The sequence below is a fragment of the Accumulibacter sp. genome, assembly GCF_032229525.1.
Lineage (GTDB): Bacteria > Pseudomonadota > Gammaproteobacteria > Burkholderiales > Rhodocyclaceae > Accumulibacter.
Map to the genome: position 1 here is coordinate 26,552 of NZ_JAVTWB010000141.1, position 22,998 is coordinate 49,549.

Sequence of the window (22,998 nt, forward strand, 5' to 3'; positions counted from 1 at the left end):
CTCGGCCGCCAGGCAGCGCTTCAGCTCAGCGTCGGATTTCCCGCGCTTCTCCGGCGCGGCGCGGCTCGATCGCCGCGACGGTATCGCCGGCGGCGGCCAGCGGCAGCCAGCGCGTGAGCAGCGCAAGCAGCTGCTCGCGGGTGAAGGGTTTGCTCAAGTAGTCGTCCATGCCGGCGGCGAGGCAGCGCTCGCGGTCGCCCTCGACGGCGTTGGCGGTCAACGCTACGATCGGCAGTGGGTGACGCAAGAGACCCTGGCGCTGCCGCGAACGGATTTGCGCCGTCGCTTCGAAGCCGTCCATTTCCGGCATCTGACAGTCCATCAGGACCAGGTCGAAGTGCTCCGCGGAGACACGTTCGACCGCCACCAGGCCGTTCTCCGCCAGACTGTAGATCAGCCCCAGCGATTCCAACATTTCGCCGGCGACCAACTGGTTGACCGGGTTGTCCTCGGCGACCAGCACCCGCGCGGCGCGTGTCGCCGGGCTGGTCATGACCAACGGCGGTGGCGCGTGCTCGCACGGCAAGGCCTCGGCGAGCGTGACCCCGGGACGCGCGTCGGCGTCCTGCTTGAGGAGTGGCAGCTCGAACCAGAATAGCGTACCGTGACCTACCTCACTGAGCAGGCCGATCTGACCACCCATTATTTCGACCAGCCGCTTGACGATCGCCAGTCCGAGGCCGCTGCCGCCGAACCGCCGGGTGGTCGAAGCGTCGGCCTGGACGAAGGCAGCGAACAGACGCCGTTGCGCTTCTTCGCTGATGCCGACACCGCTGTCCTCGACCTCGAAGCGGAAGCGTGTCTGCCGCGGATCCTCTTGCAGCAGCTTGACGCGTACGGCAATCATGCCCTGGCTGGTGAATTTGACGGCGTTGCTGACCAGGTTGGTCAGAATCTGGCGCAGACGTAGCGGGTCGCCCTTGACCGCGACCGGCAGTTCGCCGGCAACGCTACAGGCTATCTGCACGCCTTTGGCCTGGGCGGGCGTGGAGAACAGTTCGCCGACGTCCTCGATCAGCTGACGCAGGTTGAACTCGGTGTTTTCGATATCGAGCTTTCCCGCTTCGATCTTCGAGAAATCGAGAATGTCGTTGATGATGCTCAGGAGATGCTCGCCGGAGTGGTAAACGGCATCGGCGAAGCGCTGCTGTTGCGCGTTGAGCGCCGTGCTGCGCAGCATTTCGCTCATCCCGAGAATGCCGTTCATCGGCGTCCGGATCTCGTGGCTCATGGTCGCCAGAAAGTCGCTCTTGGCGCGGTTGGCGGCTTCGGCAGCGCTGCGCGCGGCAGCGGCTTCCGCCAGCGCCGCCGAGCGCTCGATTTCTCCGAGAACGATCTTGCGCGTGGTCGTGAAGGCTGTGTAGGCGGTCATGGCGAGCGCGATCACCGCGCCGAGCACGGCCAGACCGACGATCGACTCCATTCCCTCGCCGATGGCGATCAGGCGGCAGCCGATCGGCAGCAGGGCGATAGCGATGAAGGCGAGCGCCGATGGGAGATGTGCGGCCAGCGAGGAACTCGCCACGGCCGTCACGGCAATCACCCACACCACCAGAAAGGCGGTAGCCACACCATCGGCGCTGGCAAGCAGCAGCAGGACGCTGAATGACCATGATGCCGCGCCTGCCGTGGCCCCGATGAAGAAGCGCCGTGCCCAGACCGGCGCCGCTTCCTCGGGCGGACGCGCCTGCCGGTACCACAACCACAGCCCCAATCGGCACAGCGCAACGCCGATGATCAGGCCGGCGCTGAGCAGCAGGCGGGCGGCGTCAAAATAGGAAAACAGCAAGCTGATGAAGAGCACTGTTACGAGCATCGACATGACAACGGAAGCCAGCATTCGCGTGTAGCAGATATCCAGCATTTGCGCCGCGAGACGCGGATTGCTGTCGGCTGTGCTGTCTGTGCTCATCGCTCTGGCTCTCTCATCGCGCGCTTTCGGCTGGGTCGGCGGGCGACGGCGCCAGCTGCCGGCAAGCCAGGCGACCGCCAGCCGCGAGCAGCGCTTCGAAGCGATCCTGCGGCAGCGGTTTCGAGAACAGGAAGCCCTGCTGGATATTGCAGCCATGAGCGAGCAGAAAAGCCGCCTGTTCGTGGGTTTCGATTCCTTCGGCGACGACGCGCATGCCGAACTGCTTGCCGAGTTCGATGATCGACAGGGCGATGGCGGCGTCCTTGCCGCCGCGGGCGACATCGCTGACGAAGGAGCGGTCGATCTTCAGTTCGTCGAGCGGAAAGCGCTTGAGATAACTCAAGGACGAATAGCCGGTGCCGAAATCATCGAGCGCCAGGGCGAACCCCTGCTCGCGCAGCTTGTTCAGCCTGGCGATCGTGCGCTCGGCGTCGACCATCAGCAAGGACTCGGTCAACTCGACAAGCAGCTGCTGCGGCGAGACACCGGCGCGTTGTACGGTAGCGGCAAGTTTCTCGGCGATATCATCCTGCAGAAAACTGGGGCTCGCCAGGTTGACCGAGACGCGCACCGTGGCGAGTCCGGCGTCGGCCCACTGCCGGAGATGGCGAGCAGCCGCGGCCACCACCCAGTCGCCAAGCGCGACGATCAGCCCGCACTCTTCGGCGAGCGGAATGAATTCGCCCGGTGCGAGCAAACCGCGCTGTGGATGCTGCCAGCGCACCAGTGCCGCGGCACTGACCATCTGACCGTTGGTGGCGTCGACCTTGGGCTGAAAATGCAGGCGCAGCTCGTTTCTCGCGATCGCGTGGCGCAGCTCGTTCTCCAACTGCAGCTTGGCGCTGGCGGCGCTGTTCATCTTTTCGTCGAAGAAGCGGCAGCGGGACGCGCCGGCGCGCTTGGCGACGTACATCGCTTGCTCGGCGTGGCGCCACAGGCTTTCGGCCGAGTCGGCGTCGCGCGGGAAGAGCGCCATGCCGACGCAGGCGGTGAGTACCAGCTCGCGGCCAGCAAACAGCAGCGGTCGGGAGACTTCCTGCAGCAGACGCTCGGCGACCATTGCGACATGCGTGGCGACGCGCACGTCGACGAGCAGCACGGTGAACGCATCGCCGTCTATGCGGGCGACTGTACCGGCAGTCTGCATCGGCGGATTCAGCGCCAGCAGATCGGCCGCCCGGACCGACGCCTGCAGGCGTGCGGCGATTTCGCACAGGAGCTGATCGCCGGCTGCGTCGCCCAAGGCGTCGTTGGCGCTCTTGAAGTGGTCGAGATCGAGATGCAGGATCGCGCAGCAGCTGCCCTGCGTTCGCCGCACGCGTGCCAGTTCGACGCCGACCAGTTCGGCGAAGAACTGCCGGTTGGCCAGCCCGGTCAGTGCGTCGTGCATTGCCAGGTGCTGAATTCGCTGCTCCGCCTGCACCCGCTCGGTGACATCCTGGGTGATGCCTTCGATGCGCACGATACGCCCGGCGGCGTCGCGGACAGCCAGCGCTTCCTCCAGTACCTCGGTCAGTCCGCCGTCCACGCGCTGCATGCCGTACGTCAATCGATACGGTGCACCTTCGCTCAGCAAGGCCTGCCGGGCAGCGGCCACGGCGTCTCTGTCGTTGCTCCGGACGCGGTGCAGAAAGCGCTTCGGCGTGCCGGTACCCGCCAGTTCAACGTCACCGAAAATGCGCCGCAACTCGTCCGAGCACGAAAAGCGTGCTTCGTCCAGTAACCACTGCCAGTTGCCCATCCGCGCCTGCCGCTGGGCCAGCGCCAGGCTCTGTTCGCTGCGCCTGACCTCGGCCATCGCCCGGCTGGTGCGCAAGGCGTAGCGGACGCGATGCGTCAGCAAGTGCCAGTTGATCGGCTTGGTGACGAAATCGGTGGCGCCCGCGGCGTAGGCGCGCTCGATCGAGTCGCTGTCGTTTAGCCCGGTGAGCATGACGATCGGCAGCCACTCGGCGCGCGCGTCGCGGCGCAGCGTTTCGCAGACCGTGTAGCCGTCGATGCCGGGCATCATTACGTCGAGCAGGAGCAGGTCGAAGTCGCTTTCCTGGCAAGCGCGCAATGCGGCCTCGCCGCATTCCGCTTCGCTGACTTCGAAGCCGGCGTGGCGCAGCGACTCGGCGGCCAGCATGCGCAGCATCTCGTCATCGTCGACCAGCAGCACGCGGTTTGGTGGCGCAGTGCTGTCCATCAGGCATTCCCTTTCGCGGTTGCCTTCGCCGCTGCCATGGTGAGGCGATATTGTGCCAGGATCTCGGCGAATTCGGCGTAGGCGCCGCCGAGCCTGGACGGCCAGTCGCTGGCCGGCGACTTGCCGGCGCGGAGCAGCATTTCGAGCTGCCTGGCCTGTTCGGAGAGCGCCAGCGCGCCGACCGTTGCGCTCGACGATTTGAGCGTATGCGCGGAACGCTGCAGGGTGGTCATGTCGCCGCTCTCGCTCGCCTGCTCGATCGCTGCCAGCAGCTGGCTGGCATTGCTGGTGAACATGTCGAGGAGGCGATCGGCGAACGCCGGGTTGCTGCCGTCGGCGATCATTGGCAGCGATTGCACGACCTGCGGGTCGAAAGCCTGCGCTGCGTCTGGCGCCGGGTTGCGAGCGGGCGCGGCTGCGGCGGCCGTCTCGCTTTCGCCTGCGCGGTCGTCTGCGGCGGTCGCGCTCTGAGCGCTGTCGCGCGGCGGAGCAGCCGTCGCCGGCAGCGCTGGCAGGTTGCGCTCCAGCGCCGCGGCCAGCTGGGCCCGGTTGATCGGCTTGGCCAGGTAATCGTTCATGCCGGCGGCAAGGCATTGCTCACGGTCGCCGGCGAGCGCGTTGGCGGTGAGGGCAATGATCGGACAGGCAGAACGACCCATCTCGCGCTCCTCGGCGCGGATTCTTCGGGTCGCCTCGAAGCCGTCCAGGACCGGCATCTGGCAATCCATCAGGATCAGGTCGTAGGCGCGCGCGCGCGTCGCGGCGACCGCTTGGGCACCGTCGTGGGCCTGGTCGACCTGGCAACCGAGCATGCCAAGGATGGCGCCGGCGATCTCGCGATTGACCTCGTTGTCCTCGACCAGCAGCACCTGTCCGCTAAGCTTTCGGGCGTTTCTTGTGGTCGCCCCCGGTCGCGGCAGCACCTGCGCGTGACGCTGCACGCGCTGCCGGAACCAGAAGGTCGAGCCTTGTCCCGGCTCGCTGTCAAAACCGACCTCACCGTCCATCCGCTGCGCCAGTTCGCGGATGATCACCAGGCCGAGGCCGGTACCGCCAAACTTGCGCGTTGTCGAATTGTCGGCCTGTGAGAAGGGGGCGAACAGCTTGCTGCCATTTTCCGGTGAGATGCCGACGCCGGTGTCGGTGACGGCGTAGCACAGCCAGCACTGTTGCGCGTCTAGCGCTGCCAACCCGGCGTGTTCAGGGCTGGCGCATTCGCAAGTCAGGGTGGCGACAATCGAGCCGCTGTCGGTGAACTTGACGGCGTTGCTGAGCAGGTTGCCGAGGATCTGCTTGATGCGGTAGGGATCGCCTAGTACGGCGGCGGGCACGTCCGGGCCAATCTCCTCGCTGAGCAGCACGCCCTTGGCCGACGCCATTTCGCGAAAGGGTTGCACGACCTCCTTGACGAGTTGCTGTGGACTGAAGGGAAGGCATTCGATTTCCAGGCGGCCGGACTCGATTTTCGACAGGTCGAGGACATTGTTCAGCAGATGCAGCAGCGACTCGGCAGAAACGCGCAGAGTCTCGGTGTAGCGCCGTTGCTGCCGCGAAAGCGGCGTCTCGATGAGCAGGTCGGCCATGCCGATGACGCCGTTCATCGGTGTCCGGATCTCGTGGCTCATGTTGGCCAGGAAACGTGACTTGGCGACGTTGGCGCTTTCCGCCTGCTCTTTAGCCCGGCGCAGCTGCACGGTGCGCTGTTCGACCTGCTCTTCAAGAGTCGCTCGATGCTTGGCGAGTTCAACGTCACGCAGCTGGACTTCGCTGAGCATGACGTTGAAGCCGGCGATCAAGTCGCCGATTTCATCGCGCTGATCGATCGCCACCCGTTGTGAGTAGTCCTTGTCGCTGGCGACCAGGCGCATCGCTTGCCTGAGCGCCAGGATTGGCATCGAAACCGAGCGTTGCAGCCGCACTGCAAGGAGCAGGGCAGCGCCGAAGGCAATCACGGCGCCTGCCAGGACGACCAGCATGCGCCGAGCGATGTCCCGCCACATCGGCCGGAGGTCAGACTCGATGCTCAGCGTGGCGATGACTTCCCTGCCTTGGCGGATCGGATACTCGATCTTCAGCGAGTCATCCCAGTAGCCGCCCGCCACGGTCGCTGCGGCGGCACCGGGGCGAGTCGCTGCGTCTGGCGTCCGCTGCGCAGGGTAGTACGCGAAAATTGCCCCGTCACGGAGGGTGATCGAACCGCCGATGATTTCGGGGCGCGCGCGCAGACCGGCCAGCGCTTCCCTTGCCGCGTTCTTGTCGTCGAAGGTGATCGCTGCGGTGCTGCTCGCCGCCAGGATCTCGGCCATGCCATTGAGCTTGGCCAGCTCCGCCTCGCGGTTATCGGCGATCTCCGAGGCAGCAAAGAGCAGAGTGCTGATCAGCAGCCCGGCGCCGACGGTCAGCCCGATGATCAGCATCATCTTGTATTTCAGCGGTAGATCGCGGAAACGCATTTCAGTGGCTCCCCTTGAAATCGGCCAGGTTGCGCGCCAGTTTGAGCAGGTTGGAACTGGCCTTGAGCTGTGCCTGCTCGATCGCCTGACGATTGACTTCGAACTGTAGCCGCTGATCGGCGCGAACCAGGCCGATGGCGCCGCCGCTATCGATGAAAGCGTCGGCATCGCTGACGGTCAGTATTGGCTGCGCGGCGACAACACGCAGCAGCTGGCTCATCCGACGCTCTTCCGAATCAGCGATGAACAGGACCTGACAGGGACGCGCCTCGTCGATACCCAGCAACTGTCGCACGGCGACCGGGCGGCCCTGTACCTGCCGGCCTTCGTGCGCTTCGAGTGCGTTGCCGACCACGCTACGGCCGAGGGCGCAGATCAGCAGCGGTGCCGTGCGGTTGGTGAAAGCGCGTTCCGGCCACTCGATGTAGCGCGCAAAATTGACCACGAAAGCGGCCTTGGCCTGAGCTTCGGTAAGCGTGCCCTGGGAGAGGCTGCGGCTCGTCGTCACGATGGCGGCGAACGCCAACAGTACGGCCAGCCAGCAGCGGGTCTGAGAGTTCATGCGCTTGGCTCGAGGGGTGGCCAGCTCAGAACTGCCATTTTGCCTTGACGTATACGCCGCGCTGAATTTCCAGCGACTCCCCAGGCAGAAGGCTTGGCACGAACTCGGGATGCTGGCTGTCAAGCAGGTTCTGGCCGACCAGCGACAGCTCCAGGTCGCGCGTCGGCCGCCAGGCGTAGCGCAGGTCGAGGGTGGTGTAGGCGGGAATCGAGAACTGCGAATTCCTGTCACCGAGCTTGCTGACATAGCGCAGCCAGAGGTCGAACTGCTGCCGGTCGGTCAAGGACATCGACGAACGCAGCGACCATTGATGCTGCGGATCGCTGCTATTGAAGATCTGCGCATTGGCGACGGAGACCGGGTCGCCACTAGTTGACGAGGAGGTCAAGGAGAGATAGCTGTAGATCGGCTGAATTCGCCACCAGGAAAGCGGTGACCAGTCGACGGCGATCTCGACGCCATGCGTGTGCGCTTCGATGCTGTTGTCAGGCGTGGTCGTCTGAACGATATGCGGTGGCGGCGGCGCGAATTCGAAACTCCGGGCAGCGAGCATGGCAGAGCGCAGATCACTGTACTGATTGTAGAAGGCCGCGACATCGAGCGACAAATTGCTCGCCAGGCGCTGCCGGTAGCCAAGTTCATAAGCCAGGACCGTCTCGTTCTCGAGACTGTCATTGCCCCGGACGTTGCGTGTGAGAATCGGGAAAGGCGATGGATTGCCGGGCGCGCCGGGCGGCAATACCGACAAGTCGATCGCCGCGTCCAATTCGCCGCGCGATGGAGTGCGCACGGCGCGCGCCACCGAGCCCCACACCGATTGCGTTTCGCTGGGCGTCCACATCAGGCGCGCGTTCGGCAGCGGTTGGTAGCCGGTGAAGTTATTGGTCTCGAAGCGGACGCCGAGAATCATGCGCAGGGTGTTGGGGAGCAGCGTGATGTCGTCGTGGACGAAGGCACTGGCGAGGTTGAAGCTGCGGCTGTCCGGCTGGAAAGAAATGATTCCCGCCGAGTCGATGCGGTCGCCCGAGTAGCGGTAGCCGAGGCCCCAGAGGACGTCGTGGCGCTCGCCGAGCAGCAGGCGATGTTGGAAATCCATGTCGATGGTCGTCCGCTCCTCCTTGAACGCGCCGGGCACTTCGAGCTGACTGTAATCGACATAGGCCTGCAGCGCGGCTTCCGAACCGTCGTTCAGGGTCCATTCGCTGCGCCCGAGCAGGTGCGCGCCCTTGCCGGTCTGTTTCATGTCCGTGAGCCGCACACCTTTCGCCGCGGTGATGTCGGGGACCTGCCAGCGATCGCCGGTATCGTTCGAATAGGCCTGGCCGCTGAGCATCACGCGCTGCCCGCTGGCGACCGACCAGTCGCCGCGAAAGCCGACGCGCCCGGCGCGCCAATAGTCGTTACCCGATCGACCGTCGCCGGTGACCGCCTCGTCGCGGTCGAAGGCCTTGCCCCAGACGCGGTAATGGCCGTCGCCGGCCTGACCACCGTGACGGAAGGAGGTAAACGCGCGCTCTTCGCTGCCGGCGCCGGCGACCAGCAGGTTTCCCTGGGTGTCGCGAGAGCGGCGGGTGATGATGTTGATCACCCCGTTGACCGCGTTGGCGCCCCACATGGCTGCTCCCGGCCCACGGATCACTTCGATGCGGTCGATGTCTTCGAGGAGCGTGTCCTCGTTCTCCCAGACGACCCCGGAAAAGAGCGGCGAGTAGATGCTGCGACCGTCCATCAGGACCAGCAGCTTGTTACCGAAGCGGTTGTTGAAGCCGCGTACGCTGACCGCCCAGCGGTTGTTGGCCAGCCGCGCCACGTCGACGCCGGGTGCCATGCGCAGCGCTTCGGGGATGCTCGTCGCTCCCGAGCGTTCGATGTCTTCACGGCTGATCACGTACACCGCCGCCGCGACGTCGTGCAGGCGCTCGCTCTTGCGCGAGGCGCTGGTCACCTCGACGCGCAGCAGGTCTTCGAGGCTGATGTCCAGCGGTTCCGGTGGCAGCGACTCGGCGCTGACGCTGCCCATGAGGCCGACCGCGAAGGCCAGTGAGAAGCAACGAATCAGGCGTGACGGCAAGGGAATCATGGCGGGTGCATTCTCTATGGTTGGTCGTCAGCGCCGTGGTTCGCTGGCCGCTGGCCTGGTCGCGAGGGCTTTCCCGCTATCGAATCGTCATCGTCTCGAGAGGCGCGCTTCCTGCGCTGAGCGGCGACCGATAACAGTTCTAACGGAATAAAACATGCTTTCTTTAGGGTCTTTTCGTCGGCGGTCGGCGATTTTTGTCGTTCGTCCCGCGAGCAGGGCAAAAAAAATGCCGCCCGATTGGGCGGCAGGTAAATGCTGCAAGCCTTGGCCGCTGATTGCTCAGCGGCCTGGCGTCGATCAGGCCTTGGCGGCGCTGATCACTTTCTGCAGCTGTTCGAGGGCCTTGGGATCCTCGATGCTCGTCAGATCGCCCGGGTCGCGACCTTCGGCGAGCGCCTGGATCATCCGCCGCAGCAGCTTGCCCGAACGGGTCTTCGGCAACACGCTGATGAAGTGCACGTGGCTCGGACGAGCGATCGCACCGAGGCTTTCGTCGACCTTCTTCATCACTGCTTTCTCGAGCGCTGCGACGAGTTCCGGTGTGGCGATACTGTCGGCGTTCTTGACCACCGCAAAGGCCATCGGCATCTGACCCTTGAGTTTGTCGGCGACACCGACGACGGCGACTTCGGCGATTGCTGAATGTCCCTGGATCGCTTCTTCGATCTCGCGCGTGCCAAGACGGTGGCCGGCAACGTTGATCACGTCGTCGGTACGGCCGAGGATGTAGTGATAGCCGTCCTTGTCGGCAATGCCCCAGTCGAACGAGGAGTAGACCTGCGGTTCGCGGAAGAGGGTGAAGTAGGTCGACACGAAGCGGTCGTCATCGCCCCAGACGGTCGACAGGCAGCCTGGCGGCAGCGGTGGCAGGATGCCGACGATGCCCTTTTCATCCGGATCGCAGATGGTGCCGTCTTCGCGGAAGATCTTCAGGTTGTAACCATAGACCGGGAAGCTCGGCGTGCCGAAGCGGATTTCGGTCTTCTCCACACCGGGCATCGCCGACAGCATTGGCCAGCCGCTTTCGGTCTGCCAGTAGTTGTCGATCACTGGCAGGCCGAGTTCGCCCATCAGCCATTCGTGCGTCGGCTGATCGAGCGGCTCGCCGGCGAGGAACAGGTGCTTGAGCGTCGACAGGTCGTACTTGTGCATGTATTCGGTGTCGTGCTTCTTGAGCACGCGCGCCGCGGTCGGCGCCGAAAACATGACGCTGACCTTGTACTTCTCGACGATCTGCCACCAGATGCCCGGGTCGGGGCGCAGCGGCGTGCCTTCGTACATGATCGTGGCCATGCCGGCCAGCAGCGGCCCGTAGACGATGTATGAGTGGCCGACGACCCAGCCGATGTCGGAAGTGGCGAAGAAGGTCTCGCCGGCTTCGCCGCAAAAGATGTTCTTGATCGACGCCGCCAGGGCGACGGCGTAGCCGCCGGTGTCGCGCTGCACGCCCTTCGGCTTGCCGGTGGTGCCGGACGTGTACAGGATGTACGACGGCTCGGACGACTCCAGCCAGACGACCGGCACGTCAGCGTCCATGACCTTGGCGCGTTCGCTGGCGTAATCAACGTCACGGCCGGCGACCTTGTTGAAGCCCTTGTCGATGCCGCGATCGATCATCAGGACTTTCGCCGGCTTGTGTTGAGCCAGGGAAATGGCCTCGTCGAGCAGGTGCTTGTAGGGCACTGCCTTGCCACCGCGCATGCCGGCGTCAGAAGAAACGATTAGTACCGGCTCGGCATCATCGATGCGCGTGGCCAGCGATCCGGAGGCGAAGCCGCCGAAGACCACCGAGTGGATGGCGCCGATGCGCGCGCAGGCGAGCATCGCGAAAGCGGCTTCGGCAACCATCGGCATGTACAGCAGGACGCGGTCGCCCTTGCTGACGCCGAGGTTCTGCATGACCGCCGCCATGCGCACCACTTCGGCTTTCAGTTCGGCGAAGGTATAGACCACTTCCTCGTCGGTTTCGGTCGAGATGAAGACCAGTGCCCGGTCGTTCGGCCGCGTCGCTGCGTGCCGATCAACGGCGTTGTAGCAAAGATTGGTTTCGCCGCCGACGAACCATTTGGCAAAGGGCGGGCGAGAAAAGTCGAGTGTCTGGCTGAACGGCTTGTGCCAGTCGATGAGTTTTGCCTCTTCACTCCAGAAGGCGTCCGGATTGTCGATTGATTGCTTGTGAAACTCTTTAACTGTCGTCATGAGACTCCCTCTTCAAAATGTGAACCACCTGCTCCAGTGGAAACTACGCTTGCCGGGTATCTTGGCACTGCTGCTCCCGGTCCAGCGTCCTTTTTCGGATATCTGCCAAAGGCAGACCCAACTTCAACTCCCTTTCCAGCAACTCGAGAAAGGGAAGTATTTCTTTGCCGAGATGAATGAGATGCGGGACTACCGCGTCCTCGTGTCCGGCTTTGATCAGGCTGATTGCCTGGCCGAGCTGTAGTGCCGGTAATGTGCTTGACGGTTCCTGGCGACAGGCAATGACGCGGTTACCACCAGCTTTTCGGGCATTGCCTAGGCGCTCGGCAGCGAGATCGAGCAAGGACCGCGCCGAACTTGGCTGATCAACGGGAGCGTTGGCGACACCGATGCTGACCAGCAGCTGCAGGCGTTTGCCGCGTACGGCAATCTTGGCCAGCGCAAAGGCCTCGCGAAGGCGGTTGGCAAAAGCCTCACAGGCCGGGTACGGGGTGCCGGGCGAAACCACCGCCAGATCGCTGTCGGAGTAGTGGCCGAGGCGGTCTTCCGTGCGCACTGTGCTGGTCAGCATGGTCGCGAAACGCTTCTGAAGTTCCTTCACCAGGTCGTCGCCGTGCTCCTCGCGCAGCGCGTCGAAGTTGTCGAAACCCATGACCAGGATGCTCACCGGACTGTGATGGCGTGTCGCGTGCGATATCGCCCGGGCTGCCTGCACGCCGAGACGCTCACGGGTCGCCAGTCCGGTGTCGCGGTGCTGAGTATCGCGTTCGGGGTTCTCCCTGAGTTCGTTGTGTGCCTGTGCCAGGCGGAGTTGCGAGTCGATGCGTGCGAGCATTTCGCTGGTGCCGATGCCCTTGGCGATGAAGTCGGTGGTCCCGAGCAGCCGCGCGCGTTCGTTGATCGCTTCATTGTCGTCGGCGATCATCAGCACCGGTAGCTGACGCAGGCGGGCCAATCTGGACGAACGAACGCGCGCCAGCAGGCCATCGTCGTCAAGTACCGGCAACGAGGGTGCGCAGATCAGCAACTGGATTGAGTTGTCGAGAACCAGGGCTTGCCAGGCGCCTTCGCCATCGACTTCCTCACGAAAACGGTACTCGTCACGAAGACGCTCGACCAGCGCCGCACGGACGCTCGGCGATTGATCGACAATCAGGATGCGAGGCTGTTGGCCCGGATTATCCATGGTGTCTCGCGATCCGTATCAGCTGCTGCGCGATTCACGCACCTGCGATGTCGACGACGACCCGGCCGTGCGCTCGACCCTTGATGAAGTCGTCGAAGATGCCGGGCAACTCGTCGAAACCGATGCTGCGCGTCAGCGTCGGTAGATGCTGCGGTCGCAGGTCGGTCGCCAGGCGCTGCCAGATACCGCTTCGATAGGGCTCGCCGATATAGCCCGAATCGATTCCGAGCAGGCAGGCGCCGCGCAGGATGAAGGGCATTACCGTGGTATTGAGCGAAGGGCTGGCCGCCAGGCCGATGCTGGCAATCGTTCCACCTTGCTTCATGTTGCTGGCGATCCAGGCAAGGACCTCGCCCCCGAGGTTGTCGACGGCTCCCGCCCACAGCGTTTTATCGAGCGGCCGGATGCGCGATAGATCGAGCGACGAACGAAGCATCACCTGCGCCGCGCCCAGGCTCTTCAGATAATCGACTTCATTTTCCTTGCCGGTCAGCGCAGTGACCTGATAGCCGCGCTGCGCGAGCATGTCGATTGCCAGGCTACCGACGCCACCGCTGGCGCCGGTGACGATCAGCGGGCCCTTGCTCGGTTCGAGGCCATTTTGCTCCATGCGGACGACGCCAAGCGCGGCCGTAAAGCCGGCGGTACCCAGGGCCATGGCGTCGTAGAGCGATAAACCCGCGGGCAGGGGGACTACCCATTCGGCGGGCACCCGGGCGTACTCGGCGTAGCCGCCGTGGTGAGCGACGCCGATGTCGAAGCTGGTGGCGATCACCTCGTCGCCGGCACTGAAGCGAGGGTCGGTGCTTGCGACAACCGTTCCCGAAAGGTCAATGCCACCGACACAGGGGTAACGGCGGATGATTCGGCCGGCACCGGTCGCCGCCAGCGCATCCTTGAAATTGACGCTCGAGTAGGTGACCTTGATCGTCACTTCGCCCGGGTCGAGTTGCGCTTCGTCCATGCTGACGAAGTCGCCTCGCGTGACGCCGTCTTTTTCCTCGATCAGGAACGCTTTGAAGGGATTCATGTGCGCCCACTCCGTGTGGTTGTATGAGTCGATTTGGCACAACGACGGCGGGCCAGAAGCGCCCGCGCCAAGGATAATCGCCGATTATAAACACAAAGCTCCGGACTTCGGGCCGTCAGCCAAGGCCATTCGAGGCCGCCCCGACCACCGTCCGCAAAGCGCTTCGGCCAGGCCGGGAAAGCGGCGACAGGCAATATACCTTGTTTGTTCCGGCAATCCACTGTGCAGTGCAGCACAGTGGATTGCCGGCCTCGGGCCCATTTGCAGAGCATCACCCGTTCAGCTTGGAGGCTTGCGGTGGCGACTTGAGTTACTTTCTGGCAAAGGCGCTGCTTCACCGGGGGCGTGTTTTCCAGTTCAGGCATGAGTGAGCTTCCCGCGAAATTCCGTTTGCCAAAGTTCCTCGAACACTGGATCAGAGTGCAGTGTCAGGAAAAACTGGTAGCATGAAACTTGCCCTTTGCCAGAGGAAAAACCGAGGGAGTCTGACCATGAACTACACCTTCGCCTCGGCCACCATTCTGCTGATCCTGATCACCGATCCGATCGGCAACATCCCGATTTTCGCCAATGCGCTGCGCAATGTCCCCCCCGAGCGCCGGCCGTGGGTGATCCTGCGCGAGGTGCTGATCGCCTTCGTCCTGCTGCTGACCTTCATGTTCGTCGGCGATGCGTTCCTGCGGCTGATGAATCTCAGCGAACTCTCGCTGCAGATCGGCGGCGGGGTGATCCTCTTCCTGATCGCGCTGCGCATGATCTTCCCGCAGCCGGCTGCGGACGTCCCTGACACCCTCGGCGAGCCGCTGATCGTGCCGCTGGCAATTCCCGCCATTGCCGGGCCATCGGCGCTGGCCACCGTGCTGCTGCTGGTTTCGCAGGCGCCTGATCGGCGGCTGGAATGGATCGGCGCACTGTGCATCACGATGGCCGTGTGTGCCGTCGTGCTGGTGCTTGCCGAGCGCATTCAGCGCGTCGCCGGCGAACGTTTCGTGGTCGCCCTGGAGCGCCTGATGGGGCTGGTACTGGTCGCCGTGTCAATTGAAATGATGCTCCGCGGCGTCAAGACCTTCGTCATGCAGCTGGCGAGCAGTTGAGCTCCCGGCCACCGCGGGTGCCGGGCCGATGGGGTCGTTGATCGGGTCCGGATTTGGCTGACGAGCGCAGCTGGCGGCGGCACGGCGCCGAGCCAGCGTTTGCCGGTGAGAGCGTCGGTTTTTTGTTAAGCTGTGGCCATGAGAATCATTCAGCTTTCCGATTTGCATCTCAGCTGCCAGCCGCTCTACGGATCGGTCGATACGCTGGCGGCGTTTGACCGGGCCCTGCGCCGTGTGCTGGCCTCGCCGGCCCCGGATCTGCTGCTGATTACCGGCGATCTGGTCAGCAAGGGCGCGCCGGCGGAGTATGCCCTGTTGCGTGACCGGCTTGATTCACTGCCTTTCCCCTACGCCCTGCTGCCCGGCAATCACGATCACCGCGCCGGCCTGCGGGCGGCTTTTCCCGAGCAGGCGTGGTGTGCCGGATCGCTGTGTTGCCAGCGCATCGATGTCGATGCCGGCACCTTGCTGTTGCTCGATACCGTCGTTCCCGGCGAGGAGTGGGGCGAAGTCGCCGCCGCGCAACTGGACTGGCTGGAGGAGGCCTGCCCGGACAGCAGACGGGTGCTGCTTGCGCAGCACCAACCGCCTTTCCTGGTGGGCATCAGCGGCATGGACGCCATTCGCTGCCGTGGGGACGACGCTCTGGCGCAATGGCTGGCGCGTCATGAAGCGGTCGAGGCACTGCTTTGCGGGCATGTGCATCGCTTTGTCAGCACCAGCTTCGCCGGTCGGCCGGCGAGGACAGCGCCTTCGCCGGCACACCAGATCGCGCTCCAGGACGGACCGCTGGCCTATACGCTGGAGCCGGGAGGCTACCTGGCGCACGACTGGTTTCCGGGCGAGCGGCTGCTGACACACTATGTCCCGGCAGAAATGTCGACCACCCACGTTTACCGGCATTAGAGCGGATTTGGCCGCGCCAATGGACAAGCGACAGCGGCCGGAACACGGCGCCAGGGCAGGGGAAATCCAGCCGCTGGCGAGCCCTTGCCGGCGAAGAACTCACCTGCGGAACGCCTGATCACATGCTCCCGAATCTGACACAGATCGAAGCCGCAGCGCAGATCGTCTACTCCTGCATGCCGGCGACGCCGCAGTATTGCTGGCCGCTGCTTTGCCAGGAACTCGGCACCGAAGTGTGGATGAAGCACGAAAACCATACCCCGGTCGGTGCCTTCAAGCTGCGTGGCGGCCTGGTCTATTTCGCCAATCTGGCCAGCGCGGCAGCGGTCAAGGGGGTCATCAGCGCTACCCGTGGCAATCACGGTCAGTCGGTAGGGGTTGCTGCCCGGCGGCACGGCCTGGCGGCGCGCATCGTCGTGCCGCAGGGGAATAGCGTCGAGAAGAATGCAGCGATGCGCGCGCTCGGCGTCGAACTGATCGAGCATGGCGAGGATTTCCAGGCGGCGCGCGAGCACGCCGCCCGTCTGGCCGAGGAGCAGCACTTGCACATGGTTCCGGCTTTCCATCCGCTGCTGCTCACCGGTGTCGCTACCTATGCCCTGGAACTGCTGAGTGTGGTGGAAGATCTGGCGACCGTCTACGTGCCGATCGGCCTCGGGTCGGGAATCTGCGGCATGATCGCGGCGCGCGATGCGCTCGGGCTGAGGACCGAGGTGGTCGGCGTGGTGTCGGCGCAGGCACCGGCCTATGCAGCCTCGTTCATCGCCCGACAACTCCGCGAAGCACCGGTCACCACCACGCTCGCCGACGGCATGGCGTGCCGCACGCCGCAGCCGGAAGCGCTGGAGGTGATCTGGCGCAGTGTCGACCGCATCGTCGAGGTCAGTGACGGTGAGGTCGCCGAGGCGATGCGCGTCATTTTCAGTTGCACGCACAATGTGGCCGAAGGTGCGGGAGCGGCGCCGCTCGCCGCAGCGCTGCAGGAGAAAGCGAGATTGTCCGGGCGCCGGGTCGGTGTGGTCCTGTCGGGCGGCAATGTCGACCGCAAGCTGTTTGCCAAGGTCCTCGGTGGCCGCTCCTTCGCTGCCCGCTGAGCAGCGATGAACAGCGAAACCAGGGGGATGTGGCTGGGCCTGCTGGGGGTCGCCGCGTTCAGCCTGACACTGCCGGCGACGCGTGCCGCGGTGGCCTCGCTCAGTCCGATCTTTGTCGGTATGGGGCGGGTGGTGGTCGCTGCGCTGCCAGCCGCAATCTATCTGCTGATCAGCCGCCGTGGCTGGCCCACCCGGGCCCAGCTGAAGTCCCTGATCGTGGTCGCCCTGGGCATCGCTTTCGGTTTCCCGGTGCTCAGCGCCCTGGCGATGCGCGAGGTCGAGGCTTCACACGCTGGCATCATGCTCGGCGTGCTGCCGCTGGCGACCGCCGCTGCCGGCGCACTGCTGACGGGAGAACGTCCCTCGGCCGGTTTCTGGGGCATGGCAGTGCTGGGTACGCTGCTGGTCGTTGCCTTCTCCCTGAGCAAAGGTGCGGGGACCATCAGTTGGGCGGATCTGGCGTTACTTGCGGCGGTCGGCAGTGCCGCCATCGGCTACGCCGAAGGCGCCCGCCTGGCTCGATCGCTGGGGGGCGTACAGGTCATTTCGTGGGCGGTGGTCATCGCCGCGCCCTTTCTGGTGATTCCGGCCAGCCTGTTTTTACCCGGCAGCGTCGAGGTTTCACTTGGCGCGTGGCTTGCTTTCCTCTATGTCAGTTTGGTCAGCCAGTTTCTCGGCTTCATTCCGTGGTATCGAGGGCTGGCGCTGGGGGGAATCGCGCGCGTCGGCCAGACGCAACTGCTGCAACCATTCTTCACGCTGGTCGCGGCGGCGGTCTTGCTGGGCGAATCGGTGGATACAATGACGCTGGTGTTTGCCGTGCTGGTGTGTCTGACCGTGGCTGTCGGCCGCAGCATGCGGGTGGGCACGGCGTGAGCGGGTGCCGGCGTGGCGCGAACGCGCGCAGACCGAACGGGCCATTGTGCACCTGTGCCGAGAACTTGATCTACCGCAAGCTATCATGATGGCTTGCGCTTGGACTCCGCTGGCAAACGGCGAGGCATGCAGCACACTCTGAGGGGAGGCCGATGGGGAAGGAAATTGGCAGCGACGGTTTTACGGAGGATGACTTCGCGCGCTTCGGCAGGCGCCTCGAAGCCGAGACCGCGCACGCCCGCGAAGCTTTCGCAAGCGGAGCGTTCGCGAAAGAGGGACTGGTGGCGGGTTTCGAAGTTGAGGCCTGGCTTGTCGACGAGCATTTTTTTCCGGTGCCGCGTAACGTCTCCTTCCTGAAACGGATGGATAATCCGCTGGTGGTGCCCGAGCTCTCGCTGTTCAACGTCGAGATCAACGGCACGCCACAACCCTTGCGCGGTACGGCGCTGTCGCAACTGGAGAACGAACTCAAGGCGACCTGGCAACAGTGCATTCGCGCGGCGAACGAAGAAGGCGCTGCGCTGATCGCCATCGGAACCCTGCCGACGCTACGCGAGCGTGATCTGTCGCTGGCCAGCATGTCGCCGTTCAAGCGCTACGCGGCACTCAACGAGCAGATCCTGCGGCTACGCGGTGGGCGGCCGCTGGCGCTCGATATCGCCGGAATCGACACGCTTTCCGCGACACACGACGATGTGATGCTCGAGGCGGCGACGACCTCCTTTCAGGTGCATTTGCAGACCCCGGCAGCCGAGGTGGCGCGCACCTACAACGCGTCGCTGATGCTCGCCGCACCGCTGGTCGCGCTGGCCGCCAATTCGCCGTTCCTGTTCGGGCGAGCGCTCTGGCACGAGACGCGGATTCCCTTGTTCGAGCAGGCCGTCGACTGCTGTCAACCCGGGCATCCCGAGCACATGCGTGTCACTTTCGGTTCGGGTTATCTCGATGACGACCCGACCACCTGCTTCGCCGAAAACCTGTCGGCCTATCCGATCCTGTTGCCTTACGAAGAGCCGGGGCCGCTGTCCTCGTACGCCCATTTGCGTCTGCACAACGGAACCATCTGGCGCTGGAATCGAATGTTGATCGGCTTCGACGCCAACGAGGTGCCGCACTTGCGGGTGGAGCAGCGGGTGATGCCTGCCGGTCCGAGCCTGGTCGACATGATCGCCAATGCGGCGTTCTATTACGGTGTGGTGCGCCTGCTCGCCAGGCTGGCCGGTTCACCCGAATCACAGTTGCCTTTTGCTGTCGCGCGCGATAATTTCTACCGTGCCGCGCGTTACGGTCTGGAGGCGCAGCTGGTCTGGCTGAACGGTCGCAACGAGAATGTCGCCGAACTCCTGTTGCGCGAACTTCTGCCCCTTGCGCGCGAAGGGCTGAGCGAACTGAATCTGGCCAGCGCCGACATCGAACGTTATCTCGAAGTCATTGCTGGACGCCTACATAGCCGCCAGAATGGCGCCGCCTGGCAACTCGCGCACTACGCGAAGCACCAGGATTTCTTCCGGCTTACTGCCGATTATCTTGAACATCAGAGCCGTTTCATGCCCGTGCATGAGTGGCCGATATGAGCTAGTCCCGCCATCCATGTTGACCGTACTTGAAGCCCTACCCGAAGCTTTTCTCGACACTCCCGCCCGCGAACTCCATCGTTTGTTGTCCGGACCGACCCTGATCCACCTGCCTGGCCGGCGCAGTGCGCCGCTGCTCGTTTCAGCGCTCCAGCACGGTAATGAAGACAGCGGCCTGGTCGCCCTGCAGAGCGTCTTGCGTGGGTATGCCGACCGTGAGTTGCCGCGGGCGATGTCGATCCTGATCGGCAATGTCGCGGCGGCACGCGAAGGTCTGCGTCGGCTCGATCATCAACCCGACTACAACCGCGTCTGGCCGGGCACCGAATTGCATGCCGGTTCGCCAGAGCACGCGGCAATGAGTGAGGTCTATCGGATGATGGCGGAGCGCGGTGTTTTCGCGGCCATCGATATCCACAACAATACCGGCATCAACCCGCTCTACTGCGTGGTTAACACCCTTGATCAGGCGGTCCTGCATCTGGCCTTGCTGTTTTCGCGTACGGTGGTCTGGTTCCGAGGCCTGGCCGGGTCGCAGACGACTGCGTTCTCGTCGCTCTGCCCGGCGCTGACGGTTGAATGCGGCAAACCGGGCGTGCCGGTCAACGAAGCGCACGCTGCGAGTTTCGTCGACGCCTGCCTGCATCTGGCGCAGTTTCCAGCCCACGACGTGCACGAGCACGACATTGATCTCTATCACACGGTGGCAACGGTACGGATCCCGGCGACGGTGTCGTTCGGGTTTGGTGACGCGCTGGCCGATATCGACTTCGACCCGCGGCTCGATCACATGAACTTCCGCCAGCTCGACCCCGGTACAGCCTTCGGACGCAGCCAGCTGTCGTTCCCGCTCGACGTGCGCGATGAGAGTCGGCGCGACGTGACCGAAGAGTTCTTCGCTTGCGGTGACGGCACCATCAGCCTGCGACGGGCATCGACGCCGGCCATGCTGACGCTGGACGCACGTGTCGTACGGCAGGACTGCCTGTGTTATCTGATGGAACGGATTCCCTTCCCGCACTCCGAAAGCGCTGCCCGCCTGTGGAGCGGAAGGGTGTAGGGCAGGCAGAGCGCGGGGCGGGGCGGCGGCGCGTCAGCGGCCCGCCAATCACGTCATGATCCCTCTACGTCGAGAGAAGGATCATGAGCTGGTGGGCTTGCGGCTTGTTGCCGGAATGGCTGGCTGTTGCAGATACAGCCGTGACCCTTGCGGGTGATGCACGGCAGTCGGGTGATCAGGCGCGAGCGGAAAACGAATGATTGACCGCTGGCCAGTGGTTGGGGGGGATGGTGAAGATTCTCGCCCGCAGGGTGGCGGCGAACTCCTTGTCGTCTTCCTTGATATGACGTTCGAACCAGTACTCGGCGTAACGCAGGAAGGGATGCGTCTCATGCTCGCCAGCGAGAATATCGGCGAATCCCTTGCGCAGCAGGCGCACCGTGTCACGGTGGATCCTGGTGTGGTCAGCGAACTCCATTCCAGCTTCCCTGGCAATTCGTTCCTCGGTGCTGAAATGCCGTTCGAAGAGTTCGATCAACGCGTGCAGCTCGTTGATCGGCACATACGCACTTTCGAAGCAGGCTGACTTGATCGACTCGATACAGGTAAAGATTTCTTCATGCTGGGCGTCCACCTCCGGCAAATCAACCAACAGGGCTTCCGGCAGTAGCGGGGAAGGACCGATCTCCATGGCAAGTCTCCTCGGGCAAGAATCTGCGTTTCTTGTTATCGCCGTAGTATAGGAAGAGGAAACGAAAAATTCCAGAAAATAGACGTTAAGTCAGGCAAATACCTTGATGCTGCCAGGCTCGATCGGCGCCGCGCCCGAGCAGGGCTCACGTCGAGCAGCGGCCTGTTCCTGTAGAATCCCCAGCCCATGAACCCTGTTGCCAGCATTGAGGCGCCGCGTAGCGCCCCCCGCAATCTCTTTTCGTACCGCAAGTACTGGGCCAGCCGCTTCGGCACGGCGCCTTTCCTGCCGATGTCTCGGGCCGAAATGGACGAGCTCGGCTGGGATTCCTGCGACATCATCCTGGTTACCGGCGACGCCTACATCGACCACCCGAGCTTCGGCATGGCCCTGGTCGGTCGCCTGCTCGAGGCGCAGGGCTTTCGCGTCGGCATCATCAGCCAGCCAGACTGGCTGTCGGCCAGCGCTTTCCGGACGCTCGGTAAGCCGAATCTGTTCTTCGGCGTGACCGCCGGCAACATGGATTCGATGGTCAATCGCTACACTGCGGATCGCAAGCCGCGTTCCGATGACGCCTACACGCCGAACGCCGAGCCGCACCGGCGCCCCGATCACGCGGTGGTTGTCTACGCGCAACGTTGTCGCGAGGCTTACTCTGGCGCCAATGTGGTGATCGGCTCGATCGAGGCCAGCCTGCGCCGCATCGCCCACTATGACTACTGGTCGGACAAGGTGCGCCGCTCGGTGCTGCCGGATTCGAAAGCCGACCTGCTGATCTTCGGCAGCGCCGAGCGGGCGATCGTCGAACTCGCACACCGCCTGGCGGCCGGCGAAAGCATTGCCGAAATCCGCGATCTGCGCGGCACTGCCTTCATGGTGCCGCGTGGTTGCCTGCCGGGCGGCGACTGGGCCGAAATCGATTCACGGGAGGTCGATACGCCGGGAACGCTGGTCCGCCACCCCGACCCGTATGCGATGACCCCGGATAGCGGCAAGGAAGCCACCTGTGCATCAAGGTCGTCAACCCCGGACGCGGCCGCGGCGACCGCCGCGACCACCGCACAGCCACGCACGCAGGTGATCAAGATCCAGTTCCAGTTGCATCAGCGCATGCCGAAGCTCGACCGCGAGCGGACGGCGATCCGCCTGCCGTCGTACGAGCAGGTGGCCGCCGATCCGGTGCTTTATGCGCACGCCTCGCGCACCTTCCATATCGAATCGAATCCCGGCAACGCGCGCGCGCTGATCCAGGGGCACGGCGAACGCGACGTCTGGCTCAACCCACCGCCGATCCCCTTGAGCACGCCGGAAATGGACGGCGTTTTCGCCTCGCCCTTCCAGCGCCGGCCGCATCCGTCCTACGGCGATGCGAAGATCCCGGCTTTCGAGATGATCCGCTTCTCGATCAACATCATGCGCGGCTGCTTTGGCGGCTGCACCTTCTGCTCGATCACCGAGCACGAAGGGCGCATCATCCAGAGCCGCTCCGAGGAGTCGATCCTGCACGAGATCGAGGAAATCCGCGACAAGACCCCCGGTTTCACCGGCATCATTTCCGATCTCGGCGGGCCGACCGCCAACATGTATCGCCTGGCATGCAAGGACCCGAAGATCGAGTCCTCCTGCCGCCGCCTGTCGTGCGTCTTTCCCGGCATCTGCGAGAACCTCGGTACCGACCACACCCCGCTGGTCAATCTCTACCGCAAGGCGAGGGCAGTGCCGGGGGTAAAGAAGGTGCTGATCAGCTCCGGCCTGCGCTACGACCTCGCCGTGCGCGACCCCCAGTACGTCAAGGAACTGGTCAGCCACCACGTCGGCGGCTATCTCAAGATCGCCCCCGAACACACCGAAGAGGGGCCGCTGGCGCACATGATGAAGCCTGGCATGGGCTCCTACGACCAGTTCAAGGCGATGTTCGAGAAGTTCTCGAAAGAGGCGGGCAAGGAGCAGTACCTGATTCCCTATTTCATCGCCGCCCATCCGGGAACCACCGACCAGGACATGCTCAACCTGGCCTTGTGGCTCAAGCGCAACAGCTTTCGTCTCGACCAGGTGCAGACTTTCCTGCCGACGCCGATGGCCATCGCCACGGCGATGTATCACAGCCAGAAGAACCCGCTGCACAAGGTCAGCCGCGCTTCCGGGGCGGTGGA

16 protein-coding genes are annotated in these 22,998 nt (G+C 64.1%); 7 read left to right on the forward strand and 9 right to left on the reverse strand.

The window, feature by feature from the left end; translation table 11 throughout:
- Positions 1 to 25 precede the first annotated feature (25 nt).
- From RUW20_RS10365 to RUW20_RS10400, 8 genes are all read right to left on the reverse strand, one after another.
- A complete protein-coding gene (locus tag RUW20_RS10365) occupies positions 26 to 1,912 on the reverse strand; it encodes an ATP-binding protein (RefSeq protein ID WP_313952128.1) in 1,887 nt (628 codons plus the stop codon).
- 13 nt (positions 1,913 to 1,925) lie between these two features.
- Entirely contained in the window at positions 1,926 to 4,100 is a 2,175-nt protein-coding gene (locus RUW20_RS10370) for an EAL domain-containing protein (RefSeq protein ID WP_313952129.1), read from the reverse strand.
- A complete protein-coding gene (locus tag RUW20_RS10375; RefSeq protein ID WP_313952130.1) occupies positions 4,100 to 6,553 on the reverse strand; it encodes a response regulator in 2,454 nt (817 codons plus the stop codon). Before RUW20_RS10375 ends, RUW20_RS10370 begins: the two co-directional genes overlap by 1 nt.
- A 1-nt stretch (position 6,554) precedes the next feature.
- Entirely contained in the window at positions 6,555 to 7,115 is a 561-nt protein-coding gene (locus RUW20_RS10380) for a YfiR family protein (RefSeq protein WP_313952131.1), read from the reverse strand.
- Positions 7,116 to 7,140: 25 nt separating this feature from the next.
- A complete protein-coding gene (locus tag RUW20_RS10385) occupies positions 7,141 to 9,195 on the reverse strand; it encodes a TonB-dependent receptor (protein WP_313952132.1) in 2,055 nt (684 codons plus the stop codon).
- 297 nt (positions 9,196 to 9,492) lie between these two features.
- Entirely contained in the window at positions 9,493 to 11,394 is a 1,902-nt protein-coding gene (locus RUW20_RS10390; protein ID WP_313952133.1) for a propionate--CoA ligase, read from the reverse strand.
- Positions 11,395 to 11,437: 43 nt separating this feature from the next.
- Positions 11,438 to 12,580, reverse strand: coding sequence for a GGDEF domain-containing protein (locus tag RUW20_RS10395; protein WP_313952134.1), 1,143 nt, complete (start codon positions 12,578 to 12,580; stop codon positions 11,438 to 11,440).
- Positions 12,581 to 12,614: 34 nt separating this feature from the next.
- Positions 12,615 to 13,610, reverse strand: a complete 996-nt coding sequence (locus tag RUW20_RS10400) for an oxidoreductase (protein ID WP_313952135.1) — start codon at positions 13,608 to 13,610, stop codon at positions 12,615 to 12,617.
- Positions 13,611 to 14,101: 491 nt separating this feature from the next.
- Between RUW20_RS10400 and RUW20_RS10405 the strand changes: the two genes are divergently transcribed.
- The 6 genes from RUW20_RS10405 (at position 14,102) to RUW20_RS10430 (ending at position 20,214) form a co-directional block, all read left to right on the forward strand.
- Positions 14,102 to 14,704: a MarC family protein gene (locus tag RUW20_RS10405; RefSeq protein WP_313952136.1), complete on the forward strand. Its 603-nt coding sequence runs from the start codon at positions 14,102 to 14,104 to the stop codon at positions 14,702 to 14,704.
- Between the two features lie 138 nt (positions 14,705 to 14,842).
- Positions 14,843 to 15,610: a phosphodiesterase gene (locus RUW20_RS10410; protein ID WP_313952137.1), complete on the forward strand. Its 768-nt coding sequence runs from the start codon at positions 14,843 to 14,845 to the stop codon at positions 15,608 to 15,610.
- A 122-nt stretch (positions 15,611 to 15,732) separates the two neighbouring features.
- A complete protein-coding gene (locus RUW20_RS10415; protein WP_313952138.1) occupies positions 15,733 to 16,704 on the forward strand; it encodes a threonine dehydratase in 972 nt (323 codons plus the stop codon).
- Between the two features lie 6 nt (positions 16,705 to 16,710).
- Positions 16,711 to 17,580, forward strand: coding sequence for a DMT family transporter (locus RUW20_RS10420; protein ID WP_313952139.1), 870 nt, complete (start codon positions 16,711 to 16,713; stop codon positions 17,578 to 17,580).
- A 152-nt stretch (positions 17,581 to 17,732) separates the two neighbouring features.
- Entirely contained in the window at positions 17,733 to 19,154 is a 1,422-nt protein-coding gene (locus RUW20_RS10425; protein WP_313952140.1) for a glutamate-cysteine ligase family protein, read from the forward strand.
- A 16-nt stretch (positions 19,155 to 19,170) separates the two neighbouring features.
- Positions 19,171 to 20,214, forward strand: a complete 1,044-nt coding sequence (locus tag RUW20_RS10430; RefSeq protein WP_313952141.1) for a M14 family metallopeptidase — start codon at positions 19,171 to 19,173, stop codon at positions 20,212 to 20,214.
- Between the two features lie 175 nt (positions 20,215 to 20,389).
- Here the strand turns inward: RUW20_RS10430 and RUW20_RS10435 are convergent, their stop codons facing one another.
- Positions 20,390 to 20,845, reverse strand: a complete 456-nt coding sequence (locus RUW20_RS10435) for a hemerythrin domain-containing protein (RefSeq protein WP_313952142.1) — start codon at positions 20,843 to 20,845, stop codon at positions 20,390 to 20,392.
- 186 nt (positions 20,846 to 21,031) lie between these two features.
- On the opposite strand from RUW20_RS10435, the gene RUW20_RS10440 reads away from it, so the two are divergent.
- Positions 21,032 to 22,998, forward strand: a 1,967-nt coding sequence (locus RUW20_RS10440) for a YgiQ family radical SAM protein (RefSeq protein WP_313952143.1), incomplete at its 3' end; no start/stop codon positions are given.